We start from the raw sequence: 16,746 nt of genomic DNA, 5'->3' as shown, positions 1-16,746 counted from the left end.
GTCTCGGTTGGGTAGTTGCTGGTCACAGTAGACGTGACCAACCAGAAGGAGCGGGCCACCAGCGTGTGGCGAGTGCGGCGTAGAGATACCCCGTGAGCCATCCCGCTTGTCGTCCGCCCCTTGTCATCGGCATCCTGCTATCGATGCTCGGGGTTCTCTTGGTCATGGCGGCAGCCGGCGTCCCAGGCGGAGCGCTGGTTACCGTACGCCGGAATGCCTCCAAGATCCTTCAGCGCCCGCGCAAGATGGAGCAGGTTCCAGGTCATGAAGGTGGTGTTGCGGTTGGTGAAGTCGTTCTCCGGGCCGCCCGATCCGGGGTCGAGGTACGACGGACCGGGGCCCGCTTCGCCGATCCAGCCGGCGTCCGCCTGCGGCGGGATGGTGTAACCCAGGTGCTGCAGGCTGTAGAGGACATTCATGGCGCAGTGTTTTACGCCGTCCTCGTTACCAGTGATCAGGCAGCCGCCGACACGGCCGTAGTAGGCGTACTGTCCGGCCTCGTTGAGCAGGCTGGAGCAGGCGTAAAGCCGCTCGATGACCCGCTTCATCACGGAGCTGTTGTCGCCCAGCCAGATGGGACCGGCCAGCACGAGGATGTCGGCCGCCATCACCTGCCGGTACAGATCCGGCCAGGCATCCGTTTGCCGGCCGTGCTCCCTCATGTCCGGCCACACGCCGGTTGCGATGTCGTGGTCCGCCGCGCGCACGACGTCGACGTGCACTCCTTGACCGCTCATGACGGCCGTGCTGCGATCGATGAGCCCCTGCGTGTTGCTCGGCTCGGGCGAGGGCTTCAACGTGCAGTTGATCACCAGAGCCCTCAGGTCGCCGTAGCTGGCCGGCGGTGTATCAGTGGCGGGCGACGAAGCGGTCATGCAATCCTCCCAGCGGCCCGGCCGCCGCACGGCGTACGGCACGTTCTTCCCGCTCCAGCCTCTTCTGCCCACCGGGCAGGCGCTACCGCAGCACCTCCAAATGGCTCCGCGGCTTCTGTCACGGAAGCCGTTCGGCCCTGATGAACGTGCTGTATTCGATCACCGAGTGGGGGCGGACGTTGAGCCTCCCTGTGTCGTCCAGGATCTGCTCCTCGTAGGCGAGCAGATTTCCCGTGGCCGGGTCGAAGACGAGTGTCCGCTTGTTGGGCAGTCCGTCGAACCGGTCGGTCAGGGAGAACGCCTCTCCGGTGCGCCCGGCCCGGTCCTCCACTGTTCCCGCGTAGACGATGCCGTCCATGGAAGCCAGAATGCGCAGCACGGCGGCTCGTTGGGCGGATGAGAAGACGTGGTCCTGGAAGCGCTCGGGAAGCACCTCGTACAACAGGCCGGGTCCCATTTTCTGCCCGTCGGCCAGCCAGGTGCGCATGCCCTCGACCGTCGTGGGGGGTTCGCCGGCGCCGACGGCGTCCGGGCCGCTGGTGCCGGCGGAGCGGACCGGCTCCTTGCCGACCGAGCCGGCCTTCTCCCAGATGTCGCGCTGTCGCCCGTCCTGGAACTGAGGCGGCAGGGACATGGACTTCCAGCGGGATGACCCGTCGTGCCTCTCCCAGGTCTCGCGTCGCTCCGGAATGACCGCCGAGGTGACCTGGACGTTGTCGAACCGGGTCGACAGGGCCCAGTCGTCGCGGATGAAGTGCTCGCTCTTCCAGGACTTCGGCCGCGGGTCCGCCTGGCCGGCGATGCGCCCGGCGATCTCCTCCAGCACATCGGCGGCCTGCCGGTCCGCGTGCCGCGGGTGCAGCGGTGCGGGGGTGGCTGCCAGGGCCGGCTGTACGGCGACACCGAAGGGGTCCACGACGACGTAGCCGATCACGCCCGCGGTGACCGCGGCCGCAGTGACCGTCCATGCCCACCGGCTCCGCTGGGGCCCACGTACGGTCCGCCGGGGGCCGGCCAGAATTCCGTCGAGCTGGGCCTGGGCGGCTTCGTTGCCCGTCCGCACGGGGTTCAGGCTGCGCAGGGTCTGGTCGATGTCATGCATCGGCTCTCCCGAGAGTCGTCAGGGCCCGCGGCGCGGGGGTCGTGCCGGTGGTGGTGAGGTGGTGGCGCAGTCGGGTGCGGGCGCGGTGCAGCCGTACGTGAAAGGTGGCCGTGGTGCAGCCGAGGACCTTCGCCGCCTGGCGGGCAGGCAGCTCTTCCCACAGGGCCAGCCGCAGGAGCTCCTTGTCCCTCTCCCCCAAGGCGTCGAAGGCGGCGGCCACCGCCAGGCTCCCCGCCACCCCGTCGGCCGGGTCATCGGCGTACTGCCGGCCGTTCCGGGCGACGGCCTCAGCGAGATTCCCCCGCCTCTGATCGGCCCGTCGGACATTGGCCAGCAAGCGCCGTGCGGTCGCGTACAGCCACGGCAGCACGGCACCGCGAGGTATCTCCTCCAACCGCCGCCAGGCGGTCAGGAACACCTCCGCCACGACGTCATCGACAGCATGAGCGCCGTCCAAGCGAGGCCTTGCCCACAAGTTTCTCGTGATGAAGACGCGGGCGCTGCGGCCACCCTTGATCGCGGAAGGCCTGGGTGCGGTGTCGCTAGGGCACGAAGGGGAGGCGCACATGAACTGGCAGCGCCCCGTCGCCGGCCCTCAGCGACGGTACGCGGTGGTCGCGCTCTCGACGAACGGGCGGATCAACGGGTTGGCATCACCCTCGTTCCACACCGCCACCACTCGGCTCGGCGGCATGTCGATCAGCGGTACCACCGCCAGTTCCCCGGGCAGGTCGTGTCCGAGCGGGGCCAGGCCGACCGTGCCGTTCCACAGCACGGCCTGCAGGCATTCCTGAACGGCGCGCACCACCGGGCCCTCGCGTGGCCTGCCACCGTTCCAGTACGACTGCCAGACGGGGTCGGTGCCCTGCGGGAACTGGAACCAGCGGCGGTCACTCAGCTCGGGCAGCCGCAGCTCGGCGCGGCGGGCCAGCGGATCGTCGGCGCGCAGGACCACGCCCACCGGATCGGTCCGCAGCACACGTACCGTCAGGGTCCTCTCGTCGAACGGCGCCCTGGTCAGCGCGACGTCGACCAGTCCGGCACGCAACCCGCACGTCGGATCGGTCAGATCGGTGTCGCGAACGCGGATGTCGATGCCGGGATGGTTCCGGCGGTAGGTGGCGGCCAGCCTGCCCACACCCGGGTCGGTGCCGTCACCCAGGATCCCGACGGTGAGGGTCGCCAAGCCGGCCGCCGCACTCACGCGGACACGGACGCGGTCGGCATGGTCGAGCAGAGCCCGCGCCTCGTCGAGCAGCACCGCTCCCACCGCAGTGAGCGTGACGCCGGTGGGCGAGCGGGCGAAGAGCAGGGCACCGATGTCGGCCTCCAACTGCTTGATCGCCCGGCTCAGCGGCGGCTGACTCATATGCAGCCGGGCGGCGGCCCTGCCGAAGTGAAGTTCCTCGGCGACCGCCACGAAGTAGCGCAAGGTCCGTAGCTCCACGCTGCAACGATACCCACGAGGTATCGGCACCGCGGGATGGGTCTTGGACAACGGCAGGCCCCCGGCTGTGCACTCGAGGGCATGACCGAAGAAGCGAAGACCAGTGAGCCGCAGGCCGACCTCGCCGTGACGGTGGTGCGTCCCGGCGAGGGCGAGATGATCGCTCTGGGGCCTACGCGCATGCGGATTCTGGAGGACGGCAGCCATACCGGGCATCGCCTCGCGATCGCCGAGTCCGTCCTCGCCCCGCACACCGAAGGACCGCCGCAGCACCGCCACGGCCGACACGACGAGGGCTTCTACGTCCTGTCGGGCACCGTACGGTTCACCGTCGGGGACGAGGACTACGTCGCCGCCACGGGCACACTGGTGATGGTTCCGCCCGGCACCCCCCATACCTTCGCCAACCTGACCGACCAACCGGCCGTCATACTCAGCACCTTCACCCCCGACCTGTACGTGCAGTACTTCCGGGACCTCCAGGAAGTACTCGCCGGCGGCCGGCCGCTGACGCCACAGGCCAACATCGACGCCATGAGCCGCTACGCGACCGAGCCCGCCACCGGCCATGCCTGAAACCGACTGCACTACACCAACTGGCCACCTTTCTATCCACCGGCGGGGCGGTGGCGCTGCCGCCTTCGAAGTCCGCGTCCCCCAGACGACGGACCCAGCCGCCGCCATTGCTCCTCTGGTGATCGAAGCAAACAACCGGGCCCCACGAACCGGTGGCCCATGAACGGGAACCATGAACATCGCCTACTGGATCGTCGCCGGACTGCTCGCCATCTTCTACGCCTACGCAGGCACACTGAAGGTGATCCGCAGCCGCGATCAACTCCGGCCGATGATGGCCTGGGTCGACCACATACCCTTGCCTGCCGTCAGGGCGCTGGGGACGGTTGAAATCCTCGGTGCGACCGGTCTGATCCTGCCGCCACTGACCGGCATCGCCTTGTTTGTGGCGCCGACGGCGGCCATCGGCTTCGTACTCCTGCAGATCGGAGCGATCACCGTCCACCTGATGGGCGGAGACCGCCGGATCGCACTGAACGCCGGGCTCACCGTTACCGCGGCCGCAACCGTCTGGCTGGCCACCCGGCTGTGATCAGGCGCAGTCCTCGACCGGGTCGATACGGCTACAGGTCCGGTCGTCCGCACAGCCACTGTCATTTCTCAGGTTCCGGCACGAGTTGTGTGACACGGGCGCACGTTCAGCGATGGCCCGGTGCCTAGTAGATGTGGTCGTGGGCGCGTTCATCCTTGGGTGTCCCTCGGAGACGCCACACGCCGAAGCCGGCCCCAAGGGCCCCGCCCATGAGAGCTGCCGCTCCTGCCCACACGCCGCTGGGCGAGAGCGCCGCAGCGAGCAAGCCGGCCAACAGGGCGCCAACTAGCAGGTACATGAAGACGATAAAGCACGCAGCGAGGTAGCGATTCCTCAGCGGCGTCATGCCACCTTGCATGAGGTCCTCCTGTCCCCTTCGGCTGGTCCCTTTCTCGCCTGTCCCCGAACGTTCATGATCAATCCGGCTCATGGGGTCGCGTCACAGAAGTTGAGCCAGAGCCACTTCTCATGAACAGCCAATGCATCGCGGGCCCAGGAAGCAGTGAAACAGACGGAGTTGGCGCGTCCACGGTCGGCTCACGGCTCACATCAGGCTGCCCGCATCAATTCGTCTCGACCAATCGGTCAGGAAGGAGCGGCACCATGGCGCCCATGGTGAACTACAACCTCGCCGTGCCCGACGTAGACGACGCCGGTGTCCTGTCCGCGCTGGTGGCTGAGGGCGACGAACTCGACGCCCTGGTCAGCGCGATGGGGCGACCCTGTCGCGGTCGGCGCTCCTTGACGAGTGGCGGGCCGGTCGAGCGGAACTGGCGGCAGCACTTCGCGACACGTCGTGGGACCACGCATTCCCCTGGTACATGTCGGAGGTGACGCCGGCCCTGATGACGCCCCTTCGCCTGGACGGGCGTTGTCCTTCGCCGCCGTCGGACTGGCTGAGCCGGCGGCCCCCTTCCGTATCGAGCTGACGGCACCTGACGGACGGATCTGGGCATGGGGCCCCGAGGATGCCGCGCAACGGGTAGAGGGCGGCGCCGACGACTTCTGCCTGTGTGTCACCCGACGTCGCCCCTGGTCCGAGACCGACCTGACGGCGACCGGCGAAGATGCTCGGAAGTGGCTGGAGGTGGCGCGCGTCTTCCTCTGAAAGCCTGGGCCCTGGCCGCGCACGCGCACCGGGGCCCCAGCTCGGGCACCCCTTCCTCCGATACCAGCAGCGCTTCGACAGCCGTCCGGGCGCGGGAGGCGTGATCAGTCGCGGTGGAGCACCCGCGTCAGCGCGCCCCTGCGCCGCCGAAAAAGGGGCTGGGGTGCCGCCGGGGCCACTGCCTGGTACGGCGGCTTCCCGGCGGTGACCAGATCCGTCCGCACCCGGACCCGATGAGGCCTGTTCCCGCCCGGCTCTGCCGGTCAGGCTTGGGGCATGACCCGAGCACTGATCGTCATCGATGTCCAGGAGTCCTTCCGCGCCCGCCCGCTGTGGGAGACCATCTCCAACCCGAAGATCGCCGACCAGGTGAACCGACTGGCCCGGCTCGCACGCGAGGCCGGCGACCTGATCGTGTGGGTGCTGCATTCCGAGCCCGGCAGCGGCGATGTCTTCGATCCTGCACTCGGCCACGTCCGGCTGATGGAGGAGCTGCAGCGCCACGACACGGAACCGTTGATCCACAAGACTTCGCACAACGCGTTCACCACCACCAACCTGCAGCAGCTTCTCACCGAGCGTGGCGTCCGCGAGCTCACCGTCTGCGGGATCCGCACCGAGCAGTGTGTGGAGACCACCACCCGCGTGGCGAGTGACTTCGGCTACCAGGTCACCTTCGTCACCGATGCCACCGCGACCAACCCCCTTGCGCACCCTGATGCTCCTGCCGGTCAGAGCGTCGCCGAACTGCTGTCGGACCCCCGCACCCTCAGCGCCGAGGAGATCATCAGGCGCACCGAGTACGCCCTCGCCGGTCGCTTTGCCACCATCGCCACCGTCGGACAACTGGAGGCGGCGGGCGAATCTCGGGCATGATGACCGGATCGTGAGCCACATTGTCTTTCTCCTGGTGCCCGGAGTCCACCTGCTTGACCTGGCAGGCCCCGCGCAGGCCTTCTCCACGGCAGCCGACTTCGGGCACCCCCACACCATCAGCTATGTCGGCGAGCAGCCGCTGATCCCCACGGCTCAGGCCCTGCCTCTGGTGGCCCGGGTCGACTGGCCCGACCTCGGCCCCGAGGACCTGATCGTGGTGCCGGGCTGGCGGGCGCTCGCCCTGGCCGACAGCCCTGCTATCGGGGCGGCCACCCTGCAATTGCTCCGGGACCACCATGCGCGCGGCGGGACCGTTGCCAGCGTCTGCGCGGGAGCCGAAGCGCTCGGCCGAGCCGGGCTGCTCGACGGCCGACGCTGCACCACCCACCACGACGTGCAGGACGAACTCGCCCGCCGCTACCCCGAAGCAATGGTCGTCCGCGATGTCCTGTACACCGCTGACGACCGGGTGGTCACCTCGGCCGGCATCGCCAGCGGCATCGACCTGGCACTGCACCTGATCGCCACCTGGCACGGTCCCGCCGTAGCCGCCAAAGTGGCCCGGGACATGGTCGTCTACGCACGGCGCAACGGTCACGAACCGCAGGCCAGCGCCATGCTGCGGTATCGGTCCCACCTCGACGACACGGTGCACCGGGTCCAGGACCTTCTCGACGCCCGCTTCGATCAGCCGCTGCGGCTGCCCGCGCTGGCGATGGCCGTCGGCGTGAGCGAGCGGACCCTCACCCGGCTCTTCACCCGGGCCACCGACGGCCTCACTCCCCTGCGCTATCAGCAGGCCCTCCGTCTCGAACGTGCCGAGCACCTGATCAGTCACGGCGCAACGGTCACTGCTGCCGCCCGTGCGGTCGGCTTCGAGGACCCGCGCATGCTGCGCCGACTGCGAGCCGCGAAAGCCGACCTGTAGCCGCGCCGCCCGCGGAGAAGGGGCACAGTCGTGCCGGTCACCGCCCGGGTGTCGTGCGCCGTACCCCGCCTCCTTTTCGCAGCCGTGCAACCGTCGTCCTGCCACCATCGGAAGTAGAGGCAACAGCTGGCCGGCCAGTCGCCTCCGCCGGCTGCCGGGACATCCCCGAGGGCGGCGCCTGCCTGCACGATGCCGAGGTGGCAACATGTCCAGTCCGCGTTCGCGGCCCTCCGAGTCCGTCTGGGACTACCCGCGCCCGCCCGCGATCCAGGAGGACGACCGACGTGTCACCGTCGAGTGCTCGGGCGAGAGGGTGGCTGACACCGTTCGAGCGGTACGGGTGCTGGAGACCAGCCATCCGCCTGTCTTCTACATCCCCGCCGCTGACGTGCGTACGGATCTGCTGCAGGCTGCTTCCGGGCGGACCCTGTGCGAATGGAAGGGGACGGCCGTTTACTGGGACCTCTGTCTGGCGGACGAGGTTCGTGCTCGGGCATTGTGGAGCTACCCGCAGCCCCGTGCCCCGTACGGCGTCCTCGCCGGGCGCTTCGCGTTCTACCCGAGCCGCGTCGACTCGTGCACCGTCGCGGGGGAAGCGGTGCGGGCTCAGGAAGGCGACTTCTACGGCGGATGGATCACCGGCGAGGTGCGAGGGCCCTTCAAGGGAGGGCAAGGCACTCGCTTCTGGTGAGAACCAGCCGGACCGGCAGTTGCAAACGGTACCTAGGTACAGGTCTACCGTCGGAGGCGTCCCCTTCTGGGGACAGGACGACGGGAGTGAGCACGATGAGCGATCTGGCGTGGGTGCCGCAGTCCTGCACGCTGCCCACCGAGGAACGGCCCCTGCGAGTGGCCGAGTGGGACGAGCTGTTCGCCGAGCGGCTGACCTCGCTGTCGCGACGCGGACCGCTGCGACTGCACCTGGACCTGGCCGGCGGGCCCGGCATCGAGGAGCGGGTGCGGGACCTGGCGGAGCGGGAGGGCGGCTGCTGCTCGTTCTTCGCCTTCACCGTCATTTCGGAAGACAACCGGATCGGTCTGGACATCGCGGTGGCCCAGGAGCACGTCGCGGTCCTCCAGGCCTTGGCTGTGCGGACCGGCGCCGGGGAGCAGCGGTGAGCGCCGGGTTGCGCAGCGGGCAGGTCGCCGAGGCGGCCGGGGTGAACATCCAGACCCTCCGCTACTACGAACGGCGCGGGCTGCTGGCCGAGCCTGAACGCAGTAACGGGGGCCACCGCCTCTACGGCGAGGAGGCGGTGACGGCGCTGCGGGTGATCAAGGCCGCGCAGCGGCTCGGGTTCACGCTGGAGGAGGTCGCCGAGCTACTGGAGGCCGGCCGCCACCGGCACGGCCGTCCTGTCGCGGGGCTCCAGGAGCGTGCGCAGGCGAAGATCGCCGAGGTCGACGCGAAGATCGCCGACCTCACCACCATCCGGGCCGCCCTGGCTGCGGCCGTCGAAGCAGGGTGCGACGACCTGACTGTCTGCGCCGGAAGTTCCCGCTGTCCCATCCCCTTCACCGACCTCGCCGAGGAGAACCGTCATGCCGGACCCTGCTGCTGACTCTCGCCCCCACCGGGCACCGAAGGCCCTGGGCGGCCTGGCCGCTCTGGCCTGCGTTGCGTGCTGCGCATTGCCGGGCCTGATCGCGGCGGGCGTGGTCGGAGCGGGCGTGGGAGTGGTGGTGGGCTGGCTGCCTGCGGTCGCCGTCGTCCTCGCCGTGCTCGCCACGGGGATTTGGTGGCTCGGCCGGCGCCGCAGCCCCTGCTCCTGCGGGCCGAAGCCGTCCGGTGAAGACGGGTGCGGCTGCGCGGCATCAGGAGAGTCGGACAGGGTCGGGCAGGAGGGCGGCGGTATCCAGGTCGGTATGAACCGCCCGGGACGACCGGGGGGCATCGACATTCGTACGCGACGGGACCCCGCATCCGAGAGGCCTGGACCGATCTCGGCGGCGAGGTCCGACGCGACACTGTCCATGGCTCCGGAAGCGGGTCCCCGGGTTCCTACTGGACGTTGACGAAGTCGCTGGCCGACGTCGCGGCATCGGTGGCCGAGGTACCTGCGTAGGAGAAGCGGTAGTACCCGTCGCTCGTCGCGGTCGTGGTGGCCTTCACCGCGCCGCCGGAGCCACTGGTGACGGTCTTGAGGGTCTTGTAGGTGCTGGTGCCCGACTTGCGGAACTGGAGCTTGACCGACACGTTGCTCAGACCCGCGTACTTATGGGTCTCCCAATTGGCGCGGGTGAGCGTGCCCTTGACCGTGATGGTCCGGCCGTGGGCCACCGGCTCGGGCGAGGCGTCCGCCGTCAGCGTGGTGTTGCGCTTGATGTGCACGGAGCCGGCGTATCCGTCGCTGACGGAACCGCTCGGGCGGCCGTACGCGATGGCGTACGCGTGCCAGGTGCCCGCGTAGGAGTTCTTGGTCATGTCGGACTTCGGGTCCACGGTGAAGTGGACTGTGCATGTCGACGTCTGAGCGTCGGCCGCCACGCACAGGCCCGATCCCTCCTCGGCGGGCAGCAGGACGCCGTCCCTGTCCTGTTCATCGAAGGAGGTGCCGTGCCACAGGGCGACCCAGCCTCCGGCGATGCCGTCCGGATCGGCCGCGGTCACCGTGGCGGTGAACGACTTCTTGGCGGAGGTGCCGAGGACGATGTCCTTGCCGCCGTTGACGACGACCTTGGTGATCGTCGTGTCGTCATCGGTCGTAGGTCCCGCGTGGGCCTGCGCAGTGGCGGGAACCACCAGAGCCGAAGAGAGAACCAGGGCGCCGGACAGGACGGTGACCGAAGCGCGTATGCGCATATGCATCCCCACGGTGAGAAGAAGGGCCTGTGGCGGGTCGTCTCCCGCCAAGAGCCCATGGGCGCACGCATCGTACAGATTCTTCCGAACCACGACGAGATGCGGGGATACCTCGTTCTCTCACCGTAGCCTCGCGCGCCGGTTTTCCTCCTCACGCGCGGTCCTTGTCAGCGCGGTTGGCACGCCTGCACCAGACACCACACCGTGATCAGATAGCCCTGGGCAGCCGCCGACTGTCGGCCGGCGCTCGCTGACTACGCCCACGAACTCACCAAGAGGCGTCGGCGCTTGTGTCAGCCGAGCTTCTTCAGCACCTCGGCGATGTTGGCCCGGTACGTACACAGTGCCTTCAGTCCAGCGGCGTAACGGTCGCGGTGCCGTGTGATGTCCACGGTCTGCTTCTGCGCCCACAGGGAGTGCCAGCGTTCCGCGGTGTGGAGGCGGCGCTTGCACGTGACGTCCGCGACGGCGGTGGCCCGCTCCCGCTGCGTGTGCCGGGTGTTGCCGTCGCCGCCCCGCTGCCAGGCGTCGTCCGTGTACGCCGCGATGGGGTCGGGATAGCGGGTGAATCCTTGTTCTGCCACACAGCGGGACCACTCGTCCCAGGCCGCGTGGAGGCGTGGGTCGCGCTTGAGCGCTTTGTCGACTTCGATCGCCCGCGTGCTTGCGTAGAGCCAGTCCCGCTTGAGGTCGATGCCGCGCATCAGCCGCCGGTTCGCCTGGGCGTTGCAGGCGGGCAGGTCCGCATACTCGGCGCTGGTCATCCGGCGCCCCTTCGGCCTCGGGACCACGGGCTTCGCCGGGTCCCAGCCGTAGCCCCAGCGGCGGGCGGCCGCGAGGTCGAGGGCGCCGAAGTCGGTGCTGACCATGGTGGCAACGACGGGGTCGGTGGGGTAGCGAGGATCGAGCGGGAAGTCCGGGTGGCCGTGTTCCGCCATGCACTGCCGGGTCAGCAACGCCGACGCCCGCTGTGATCGCTGGTAGTCCTGCGGCGTGTAGTCGTATCGAGCGGACGGGAGAACGCCCAGGTCCGACGCGGTCCGGACGGCCCCCTGGCGTTCTGGACCAGAGGCACAGATCGCCGCCAGCATCGCCACCGCCGCCACGGCACCCGGCCGCCACCCCCGCTTCGTCATGCGACGGAATGCTAGCGGGCGGCGTGCAGCGGGCGGCCGGGGCCCCGGAGAGCTCAAACAGGGGAGCACGGAAAAGGGTTTGAGCACGGGGAAGCCCCGCTGCTACCTTCGCAGTGGATCGTGAAGTCGTCGTTGGAGGTGAGTCCCGTGAACACAGTTACCCATGGGTGCTCCCCCAACCCGTCACGGTCCGGCGGCTGACGTTCGGTGTCGCCAGGAGCGCCTGAGATCGAGGCACTCCTGAGGAGACTCCGATGAACACAGAAACTTTTCCTGCCGGCCTGAGCGACGACGCGGTGACCGTCACGCGCGTCGCGGACAGGCAGTGGCATGCGTTGGATGATGACCTGGTGGTCGGGCGCGGGCATGCGGAACACCGTCCCGACGGACGCTTGTTCGTCAGCATCGACGCCTGGCACGACGCCATCTTCGACCGGCTCGCCGAGGCGATGCTCGCGGAACTGCCCACGCCGCTCCACACGGTGGTCGACGAAGCCGACGTCGAGCTGACGGCCGGCTGGCGGCGTGCCGGATTTGCCGTCCGGCGCCGCGAGTGGGAGTACGCCGTACCGACCGACCCGCGGGTCACAGGGCTCGAAGCCGTCCTGCCGCCGCCGGGCGTGACGATCGTGCCCGCCGGTCAGGCGGAGGACAGTCTGTTGCGGGCGCTGGACCGCGCGATCCGTGACGAAGTCGAGGACACCGTCGGATGGGAGTCGATGCCCGCCGAGGTGATTCAGCGTCCCGCAGGGGACACCATCGTCGACCCGTCGAAGTACGCGGTGGCCGCGGCGCCGGACCGATACCTGGGTCTGATCCGGGTGGTAAGGGTGAAACGGCCCCGCATCGGGCTGATCGCGGTCCGGGCCGGCGAGCAGCGCCGCGGCATCGCGCGGGCACTGCTGGCCCACGCGCTCGGGACGCTGCACAGCTCCGGGACCACCACGGCCTGGGCCGAAGTCCACGAGACCAACCAAGCAGCCTCGGCGCTGTTCGAGGGCATCGGCGCCCGGCCGATGAGCAGCAACCTGGAGCTGGTGCGATGACCAAGAACAAGAACGTCATCGAGGTCGAGGGCAAGGTCGTCGAGTGCCTGCGCAGCGCCATGTTCACCGTGGAGCTCGAGAACGGCCACCAGGTGCTCGCGCACATCAGCGGGAAGATCCGCAAGCACTACATCAAGATCATGCTGGAAGACCGAGTGCTGGTGGAGCTCCCGCCGTACGACCTGAGTCGTGGCCGGATCGTGTTCCGGTACCGGAACTAGCGGCGGTCGGCACGGTCCGCGGGGGCAGCACCTGAGATCCCGGTTGCGGCCATTCCATGATCGGAATCCCTATGGCCGGTCGGTGGGCAGCGTGCACACTGCGCAGCCATCGCTGACCGCGCGGGTGCTGCTGGTCGCGGTGCACTACCGCGCCATACGGCGCCCGCACCGCGTCTGCGGTTGCTGATCTGCCACCGACTGCCTGGGCTTCCAGCGCCTGCGACTGTCGCGGGCGCTGGAAGCCCGTATCCCGGCCGATGGCGGGGTGCCGATCACCAGGCTGATCTCCGTACCGCGGACGATCCGCATCCCCTCCTGCCGGTCTGGAGGAGGGCTATGCCGATCACGGCCCGTGCGGGTCGGCATCGAGCCCCCTTCGCCCGGATGAAGTACTGGCAGGCTCTCCGCGATGGCGATGCCGCCGCTCGGCGGTTCCGAGCTGTCGTATGCGCCTCCGCGTGCGTCGGAAATTGCAACGGTGCGGAAAAGCCGCCCTCTCTCTCCCATCTGTCATGCGGGGTGCTCCGCGTGTTTCATAGAGGTGTGGCCTGCGGTGCGCGACCATACGAACGCGGCACAGCACAAATTCCAGCCGGTGAGCGCCGTGGCGCGCCGATTGTGTGGGTCGACGTACTCGACGCCAGCAAGCAACGACGTAAAAGGCGGCAGCCGGCAGAAGGAACACCGACACAGGAAGAAGGACGGGCATGTCCGGCAGTGAAAGTGAGAATCCGGTAATCCCTTCGCCGACGCCCACACCCAGTCGGCGGCCCAGGACGAACCGGGACTGGTGGCCGAATCAGCTGGACCTCCAGGTTCTCCACCAGCACTCGCCCCGGTCCAACCCGATGGACGAGGACTTCGACTACGCGGAGGAGTTCGCGACCCTCGACGTCGACGCGCTCAAGCGTGACGTCTTCGAGGTGATGACCACATCCCAGGACTGGTGGCCTGCGGACTACGGTCACTACGGGCCGCTCTTCATCCGAATGAGCTGGCACGCCGCGGGAACGTACCGTATCGAGGACGGCCGCGGCGGTGGCGGCAGCGGCGCACAGCGCTTCGCCCCCCTCAACAGCTGGCCGGACAACGCGAGCCTGGACAAGGCGCGCCGTCTGCTCTGGCCGGTCAAACAGAAGTACGGCCGGAAGATCTCCTGGGCCGATCTTCTGGTCTTCGCCGGAAACTGCGCCATGGAATCCATGGGGTTCAAGACGTTCGGGTTCGGATTCGGGCGACAGGACATCTGGGAACCCGAGGAGATTTTCTGGGGGCCCGAGGACACCTGGCTCGGGGACGAGCGCTACAGCGGCGACCGGGAACTCACCGGTCCTTTCGCCGCCGTACAGATGGGGCTGATCTACGTCAATCCGGAGGGGCCGAACGGAAACCCGGACCCGCTGGCCGCCGCCCGGGACATTCGGGAGACGTTCGGGCGCATGGCGATGAACGACGAGGAGACGGTCGCGCTCATCGTCGGCGGCCACACCTTCGGCAAGTGTCACGGCGCGGTCGATGCCAGCTACATCGGCCCGGAACCCGAAGCCGCCTCCATCGAGCAGCAGGGACTCGGCTGGCGGAACACCTACGGCACCGGCTCGGGCCCCCACGCGCTCACCAGTGGCCTCGAGGGCGCGTGGACCACTGAGCCCACCAAGTGGGACAACGGGTACCTGGACAATCTCTACGGGTACGAGTGGGAGCTGACGAGCAGCCCCGCTGGCGCTCACCAGTGGACTCCCTCGGATCCCGAGGCCATGAACACCGTGCGCGACGCCCATGATCCGTCGAAGCGGCACGCCCCCATGATGCTGACGACGGACCTCGCGCTGAAGGTGGACCCGGTGTACGCGCCGATCACCAAGAGGTTTCACGAGAACCCGGACGACCTGGCGGTGGCGTTCGCCAAGGCCTGGTACAAACTGCTGCACCGCGACATGGGGCCCCTCTCGCGTTACCTCGGTCCGTGGATTCCCGAGCCGCAACTGTGGCAGGACCCCGTTCCCGCCGTGGATCACGAGCTGGTCGGGGACGAGGACATCGCCGCCCTCAAGGGCCGAATCCTCGCCTCTGGCCTCTCCGTCCCCCAGCTGGTCACCACCGCGTGGGCGTCGGCGGCAAGCTTCCGCGGCACCGACAAGCGCGGCGGGGCGAACGGCGCTCGGATCCGGCTCGCTCCGCAGAAGGACTGGGAGCTCAACGACGTCCCCGAGATCTCCGAGGCACTGAGCACGCTCGAGCGGATCCAGCAGGATTTCAACAGCTCCCAGACCGGGGGGACGCGGGTCTCTCTCGCGGACCTGATCGTCCTCGGCGGGTGCGCGGCCGTCGAGGAGGCAGCGAGGAACGCCGGCCACGACATCACGGTTCCGTTCGCACCGGGGCGTACGGACGCCTCGCAGGAGCAGACGGATGTGGAGTCGTTCGCCGTTCTGGAGCCCAAGGCGGACGCCTTCCGCAACTACCTTCCGGCGGGTGAGAAGCTGTCGCCGGAGACACTCATGCTGGACCGCGCCAACCTGCTGACGCTGACCGCCCCCGAGATGACGGTGCTGATCGGCGGCATGCGGGCTCTGAACACCGGCTTCAAGGGATCTTCCCACGGGGTACTGACCCAACGGCCGGGACTCCTGACCAACGACTTCTTCGTCAACCTGCTCGACATGGGCACGGAGTGGAAGGCGTCGGCTACGGACGAGAACGTGTACGAGGGCCGGGATCGCGCCACCGGTGAGGTCAAATGGACCGCCACCGCCGTCGACCTGATCTTCGGTGCGCACTCGCAGCTCCGAGCCGTCTCAGAGGTCTATGCGTCCCAGGATGCGAAAGACAAGTTCGTACGTGACTTCGTGGCGGCGTGGAACAAGGTGATGAATCTGGACCGGTTCGACCTCGCCTGAGCGTGACGTCCCGGGCGGCTCCACCGGCCGTCCGGGACGTGGCGAAGAGCCGGTGTCGACGTGCCGCTCATCGGGCATCCGGTCCCCGTGCAGCTCTGTGCCGAGCGCGCGCACGGGCCCAGCCACTTCCGGCTGGGGCGCACCGCACCATGTCGGCACGGGGAACCTCTGATCGCTTCAGGGAGACAGCCTGGTCGGCGGAGCGACATCAGCTGGGAGCTGCTGTTACCGGGCAGACGGACAACCCAGGCACGCATTCACGTCGGCGTGGGCGGAACTTACGGTTTGTGGGTCACCCAGAGCAGTTCCGCCGGCCAGCGGTGTGCCCAGTCGGGTGGGTCGGTTTCGTTGTAGCCGTTGGGTGTTCCGAGTTCGGGCCGCGGTTCGATGAGGTCGTCGATGACGAGGCCCGCACCGCGCAGAACCCTGACCCAGTCGCCGTAGGTGAGCTGATAGCTGGTCGCGCCGTCGTCTTCGGCGATGGTGTTCAGCCCGAAGTAGTCCTGCCGCAGCGTAGTGGTCACGCGGCCGGCGGCTTCGTCGTAGCAAGCCTCGAACCATGGGCTGGCGACGTTGAACACCAGGCGCCCGCCCCGGCCCAAGACGCGTGCGGCCTGCGGGACGGCCAGGTGCGGGGGCGCCCAGCTGAGCCCACCGAAGTCGCAGAACACCAGGTCGAAGCTCTCGTCGGCGAAGGGGAGTTGTTCGGCGGCGCCTTGCACCAGCGGGTAGCGGACCGCGCCCATCGCACGGGCCGCCGCGGCGAGTTGGGCTTCGGACAGGTCGAGCCCGACCACGGTGGCGCCCTCGGCGGCAAGCGCCCGGGACCACTGACCGGCGCCACAGCCGAGTTCGAGGACGCGCTTGCCGGTGACGTCACCCAGAGCGCGCAGGTGCACGTCGGGGATGGAGTACATGCCCCACAGCCGGGGTGCGGCGCCGATGTGCGGGTCGTGCCTGTGCTGGTAGGCGCTGCTGATCCGGTTCCAGAACCGCCGGTTGGCGGGGATGCTGTCCACGAGCCGACTCCAGCATTGCGCGCCGGGGGCGGTCAACACGATTAGGGCACCGACCCGCCCTCGCCGCGGTCCGGCCCAGGCTCACAGTAACGGAAAGCGATTAAGCGCCACACAAAGTAGACCTGTTGCCAAAAGTGGTGGAACAAGTTTAGATCGCCTGAATTCATGCGGATTAGG

General features: G+C 68.6%; 18 protein-coding genes. 11 read left to right on the top strand and 7 right to left on the bottom strand.

Annotated features, from left to right (window positions below):
• Window positions 1–137: 137 nt before the first annotated feature.
• From N8I86_RS37310 to N8I86_RS37295, 4 genes are all read right to left on the bottom strand, one after another.
• Window positions 138–875, bottom strand: a complete 738-nt coding sequence (locus N8I86_RS37310; protein WP_073898562.1) for a flavodoxin family protein — start codon at window positions 873–875, stop codon at window positions 138–140.
• Between the two features lie 118 nt (window positions 876–993).
• Window positions 994–1,977, bottom strand: a complete 984-nt coding sequence (locus N8I86_RS37305) for a CU044_5270 family protein (protein WP_263279947.1) — start codon at window positions 1,975–1,977, stop codon at window positions 994–996.
• Window positions 1,970–2,545: an RNA polymerase sigma factor gene (locus N8I86_RS37300; protein WP_263279946.1), complete on the bottom strand. Its 576-nt coding sequence runs from the start codon at window positions 2,543–2,545 to the stop codon at window positions 1,970–1,972. Before N8I86_RS37300 ends, N8I86_RS37305 begins: the two co-directional genes overlap by 8 nt.
• A 27-nt stretch (window positions 2,546–2,572) precedes the next feature.
• Window positions 2,573–3,424: a LysR family transcriptional regulator gene (locus tag N8I86_RS37295; RefSeq protein WP_263279945.1), complete on the bottom strand. Its 852-nt coding sequence runs from the start codon at window positions 3,422–3,424 to the stop codon at window positions 2,573–2,575.
• An 81-nt stretch (window positions 3,425–3,505) separates the two neighbouring features.
• Between N8I86_RS37295 and N8I86_RS37290 the strand changes: the two genes are divergently transcribed.
• The 8 genes from N8I86_RS37290 to N8I86_RS37255 all read left to right on the top strand — a co-directional run bounded on the left by N8I86_RS37290 (window position 3,506) and on the right by N8I86_RS37255 (window position 9,006).
• On the top strand, window positions 3,506–4,000 hold the full coding sequence (locus N8I86_RS37290; protein WP_263279944.1) for a cupin domain-containing protein: 495 nt from the start codon (window positions 3,506–3,508) through the stop codon (window positions 3,998–4,000).
• Between the two features lie 172 nt (window positions 4,001–4,172).
• Window positions 4,173–4,532, top strand: a complete 360-nt coding sequence (locus N8I86_RS37285) for a DoxX family protein (RefSeq protein WP_073898555.1) — start codon at window positions 4,173–4,175, stop codon at window positions 4,530–4,532.
• Window positions 4,533–5,403: 871 nt separating this feature from the next.
• Window positions 5,404–5,640: a hypothetical protein gene (locus N8I86_RS37280; protein WP_263279943.1), complete on the top strand. Its 237-nt coding sequence runs from the start codon at window positions 5,404–5,406 to the stop codon at window positions 5,638–5,640.
• 276 nt (window positions 5,641–5,916) lie between these two features.
• A complete protein-coding gene (locus N8I86_RS37275) occupies window positions 5,917–6,516 on the top strand; it encodes an isochorismatase family protein (protein WP_263279942.1) in 600 nt (199 codons plus the stop codon).
• Between the two features lie 10 nt (window positions 6,517–6,526).
• Entirely contained in the window at window positions 6,527–7,444 is a 918-nt protein-coding gene (locus N8I86_RS37270; protein ID WP_263279941.1) for a GlxA family transcriptional regulator, read from the top strand.
• Between the two features lie 205 nt (window positions 7,445–7,649).
• On the top strand, window positions 7,650–8,135 hold the full coding sequence (locus N8I86_RS37265; RefSeq protein WP_263279940.1) for a DUF427 domain-containing protein: 486 nt from the start codon (window positions 7,650–7,652) through the stop codon (window positions 8,133–8,135).
• Between the two features lie 95 nt (window positions 8,136–8,230).
• Window positions 8,231–8,563: a hypothetical protein gene (locus tag N8I86_RS37260; protein ID WP_263279939.1), complete on the top strand. Its 333-nt coding sequence runs from the start codon at window positions 8,231–8,233 to the stop codon at window positions 8,561–8,563.
• The gene (locus N8I86_RS37255; protein WP_263279938.1) at window positions 8,560–9,006 is read left to right on the top strand and encodes a MerR family transcriptional regulator; all 447 of its coding nucleotides are present in this window, start codon (window positions 8,560–8,562) and stop codon (window positions 9,004–9,006) included. The genes N8I86_RS37260 and N8I86_RS37255 overlap by 4 nt, the downstream gene beginning before the upstream one ends.
• 440 nt (window positions 9,007–9,446) lie before the next feature.
• On the opposite strand, the gene N8I86_RS37250 is transcribed toward N8I86_RS37255, so the two are convergent.
• Window positions 9,447–10,247, bottom strand: coding sequence for a hypothetical protein (locus N8I86_RS37250; RefSeq protein ID WP_073898545.1), 801 nt, complete (start codon window positions 10,245–10,247; stop codon window positions 9,447–9,449).
• 293 nt (window positions 10,248–10,540) lie between these two features.
• Window positions 10,541–11,383: a hypothetical protein gene (locus N8I86_RS37245; RefSeq protein ID WP_263279937.1), complete on the bottom strand. Its 843-nt coding sequence runs from the start codon at window positions 11,381–11,383 to the stop codon at window positions 10,541–10,543.
• A gap of 254 nt (window positions 11,384–11,637) precedes the next feature.
• Here N8I86_RS37245 and N8I86_RS37240 point away from each other — a divergent pair, with 254 nt between their 5' ends.
• The 3 genes from N8I86_RS37240 to katG all read left to right on the top strand — a co-directional run bounded on the left by N8I86_RS37240 (window position 11,638) and on the right by katG (window position 15,550).
• The gene (locus tag N8I86_RS37240) at window positions 11,638–12,429 is read left to right on the top strand and encodes a GNAT family N-acetyltransferase (protein WP_263279936.1); all 792 of its coding nucleotides are present in this window, start codon (window positions 11,638–11,640) and stop codon (window positions 12,427–12,429) included.
• Complete coding sequence (gene infA / locus N8I86_RS37235) at window positions 12,426–12,650, top strand: translation initiation factor IF-1 (protein ID WP_073898543.1); 225 nt, start codon at window positions 12,426–12,428, stop codon at window positions 12,648–12,650. The genes N8I86_RS37240 and infA overlap by 4 nt, the downstream gene beginning before the upstream one ends.
• 707 nt (window positions 12,651–13,357) lie before the next feature.
• Entirely contained in the window at window positions 13,358–15,550 is a 2,193-nt protein-coding gene (katG, locus tag N8I86_RS37230; RefSeq protein ID WP_073898541.1) for a catalase/peroxidase HPI, read from the top strand.
• A gap of 278 nt (window positions 15,551–15,828) precedes the next feature.
• Here the strand turns inward: katG and N8I86_RS37225 are convergent, their stop codons facing one another.
• A complete protein-coding gene (locus N8I86_RS37225; RefSeq protein WP_263279935.1) occupies window positions 15,829–16,569 on the bottom strand; it encodes a class I SAM-dependent methyltransferase in 741 nt (246 codons plus the stop codon).
• Between the last annotated feature and the right edge of the window lie 177 nt (window positions 16,570–16,746).

The sequence above is a fragment of the Streptomyces albidicamelliae genome, from assembly GCF_025642175.1.
GTDB classification, from domain to species: domain Bacteria; phylum Actinomycetota; class Actinomycetes; order Streptomycetales; family Streptomycetaceae; genus Streptomyces; species Streptomyces albidocamelliae.
The sequence above is the reverse complement of the archived record's forward strand: the minus strand, read 5'-3'. Positions and strand labels throughout refer to the sequence as shown.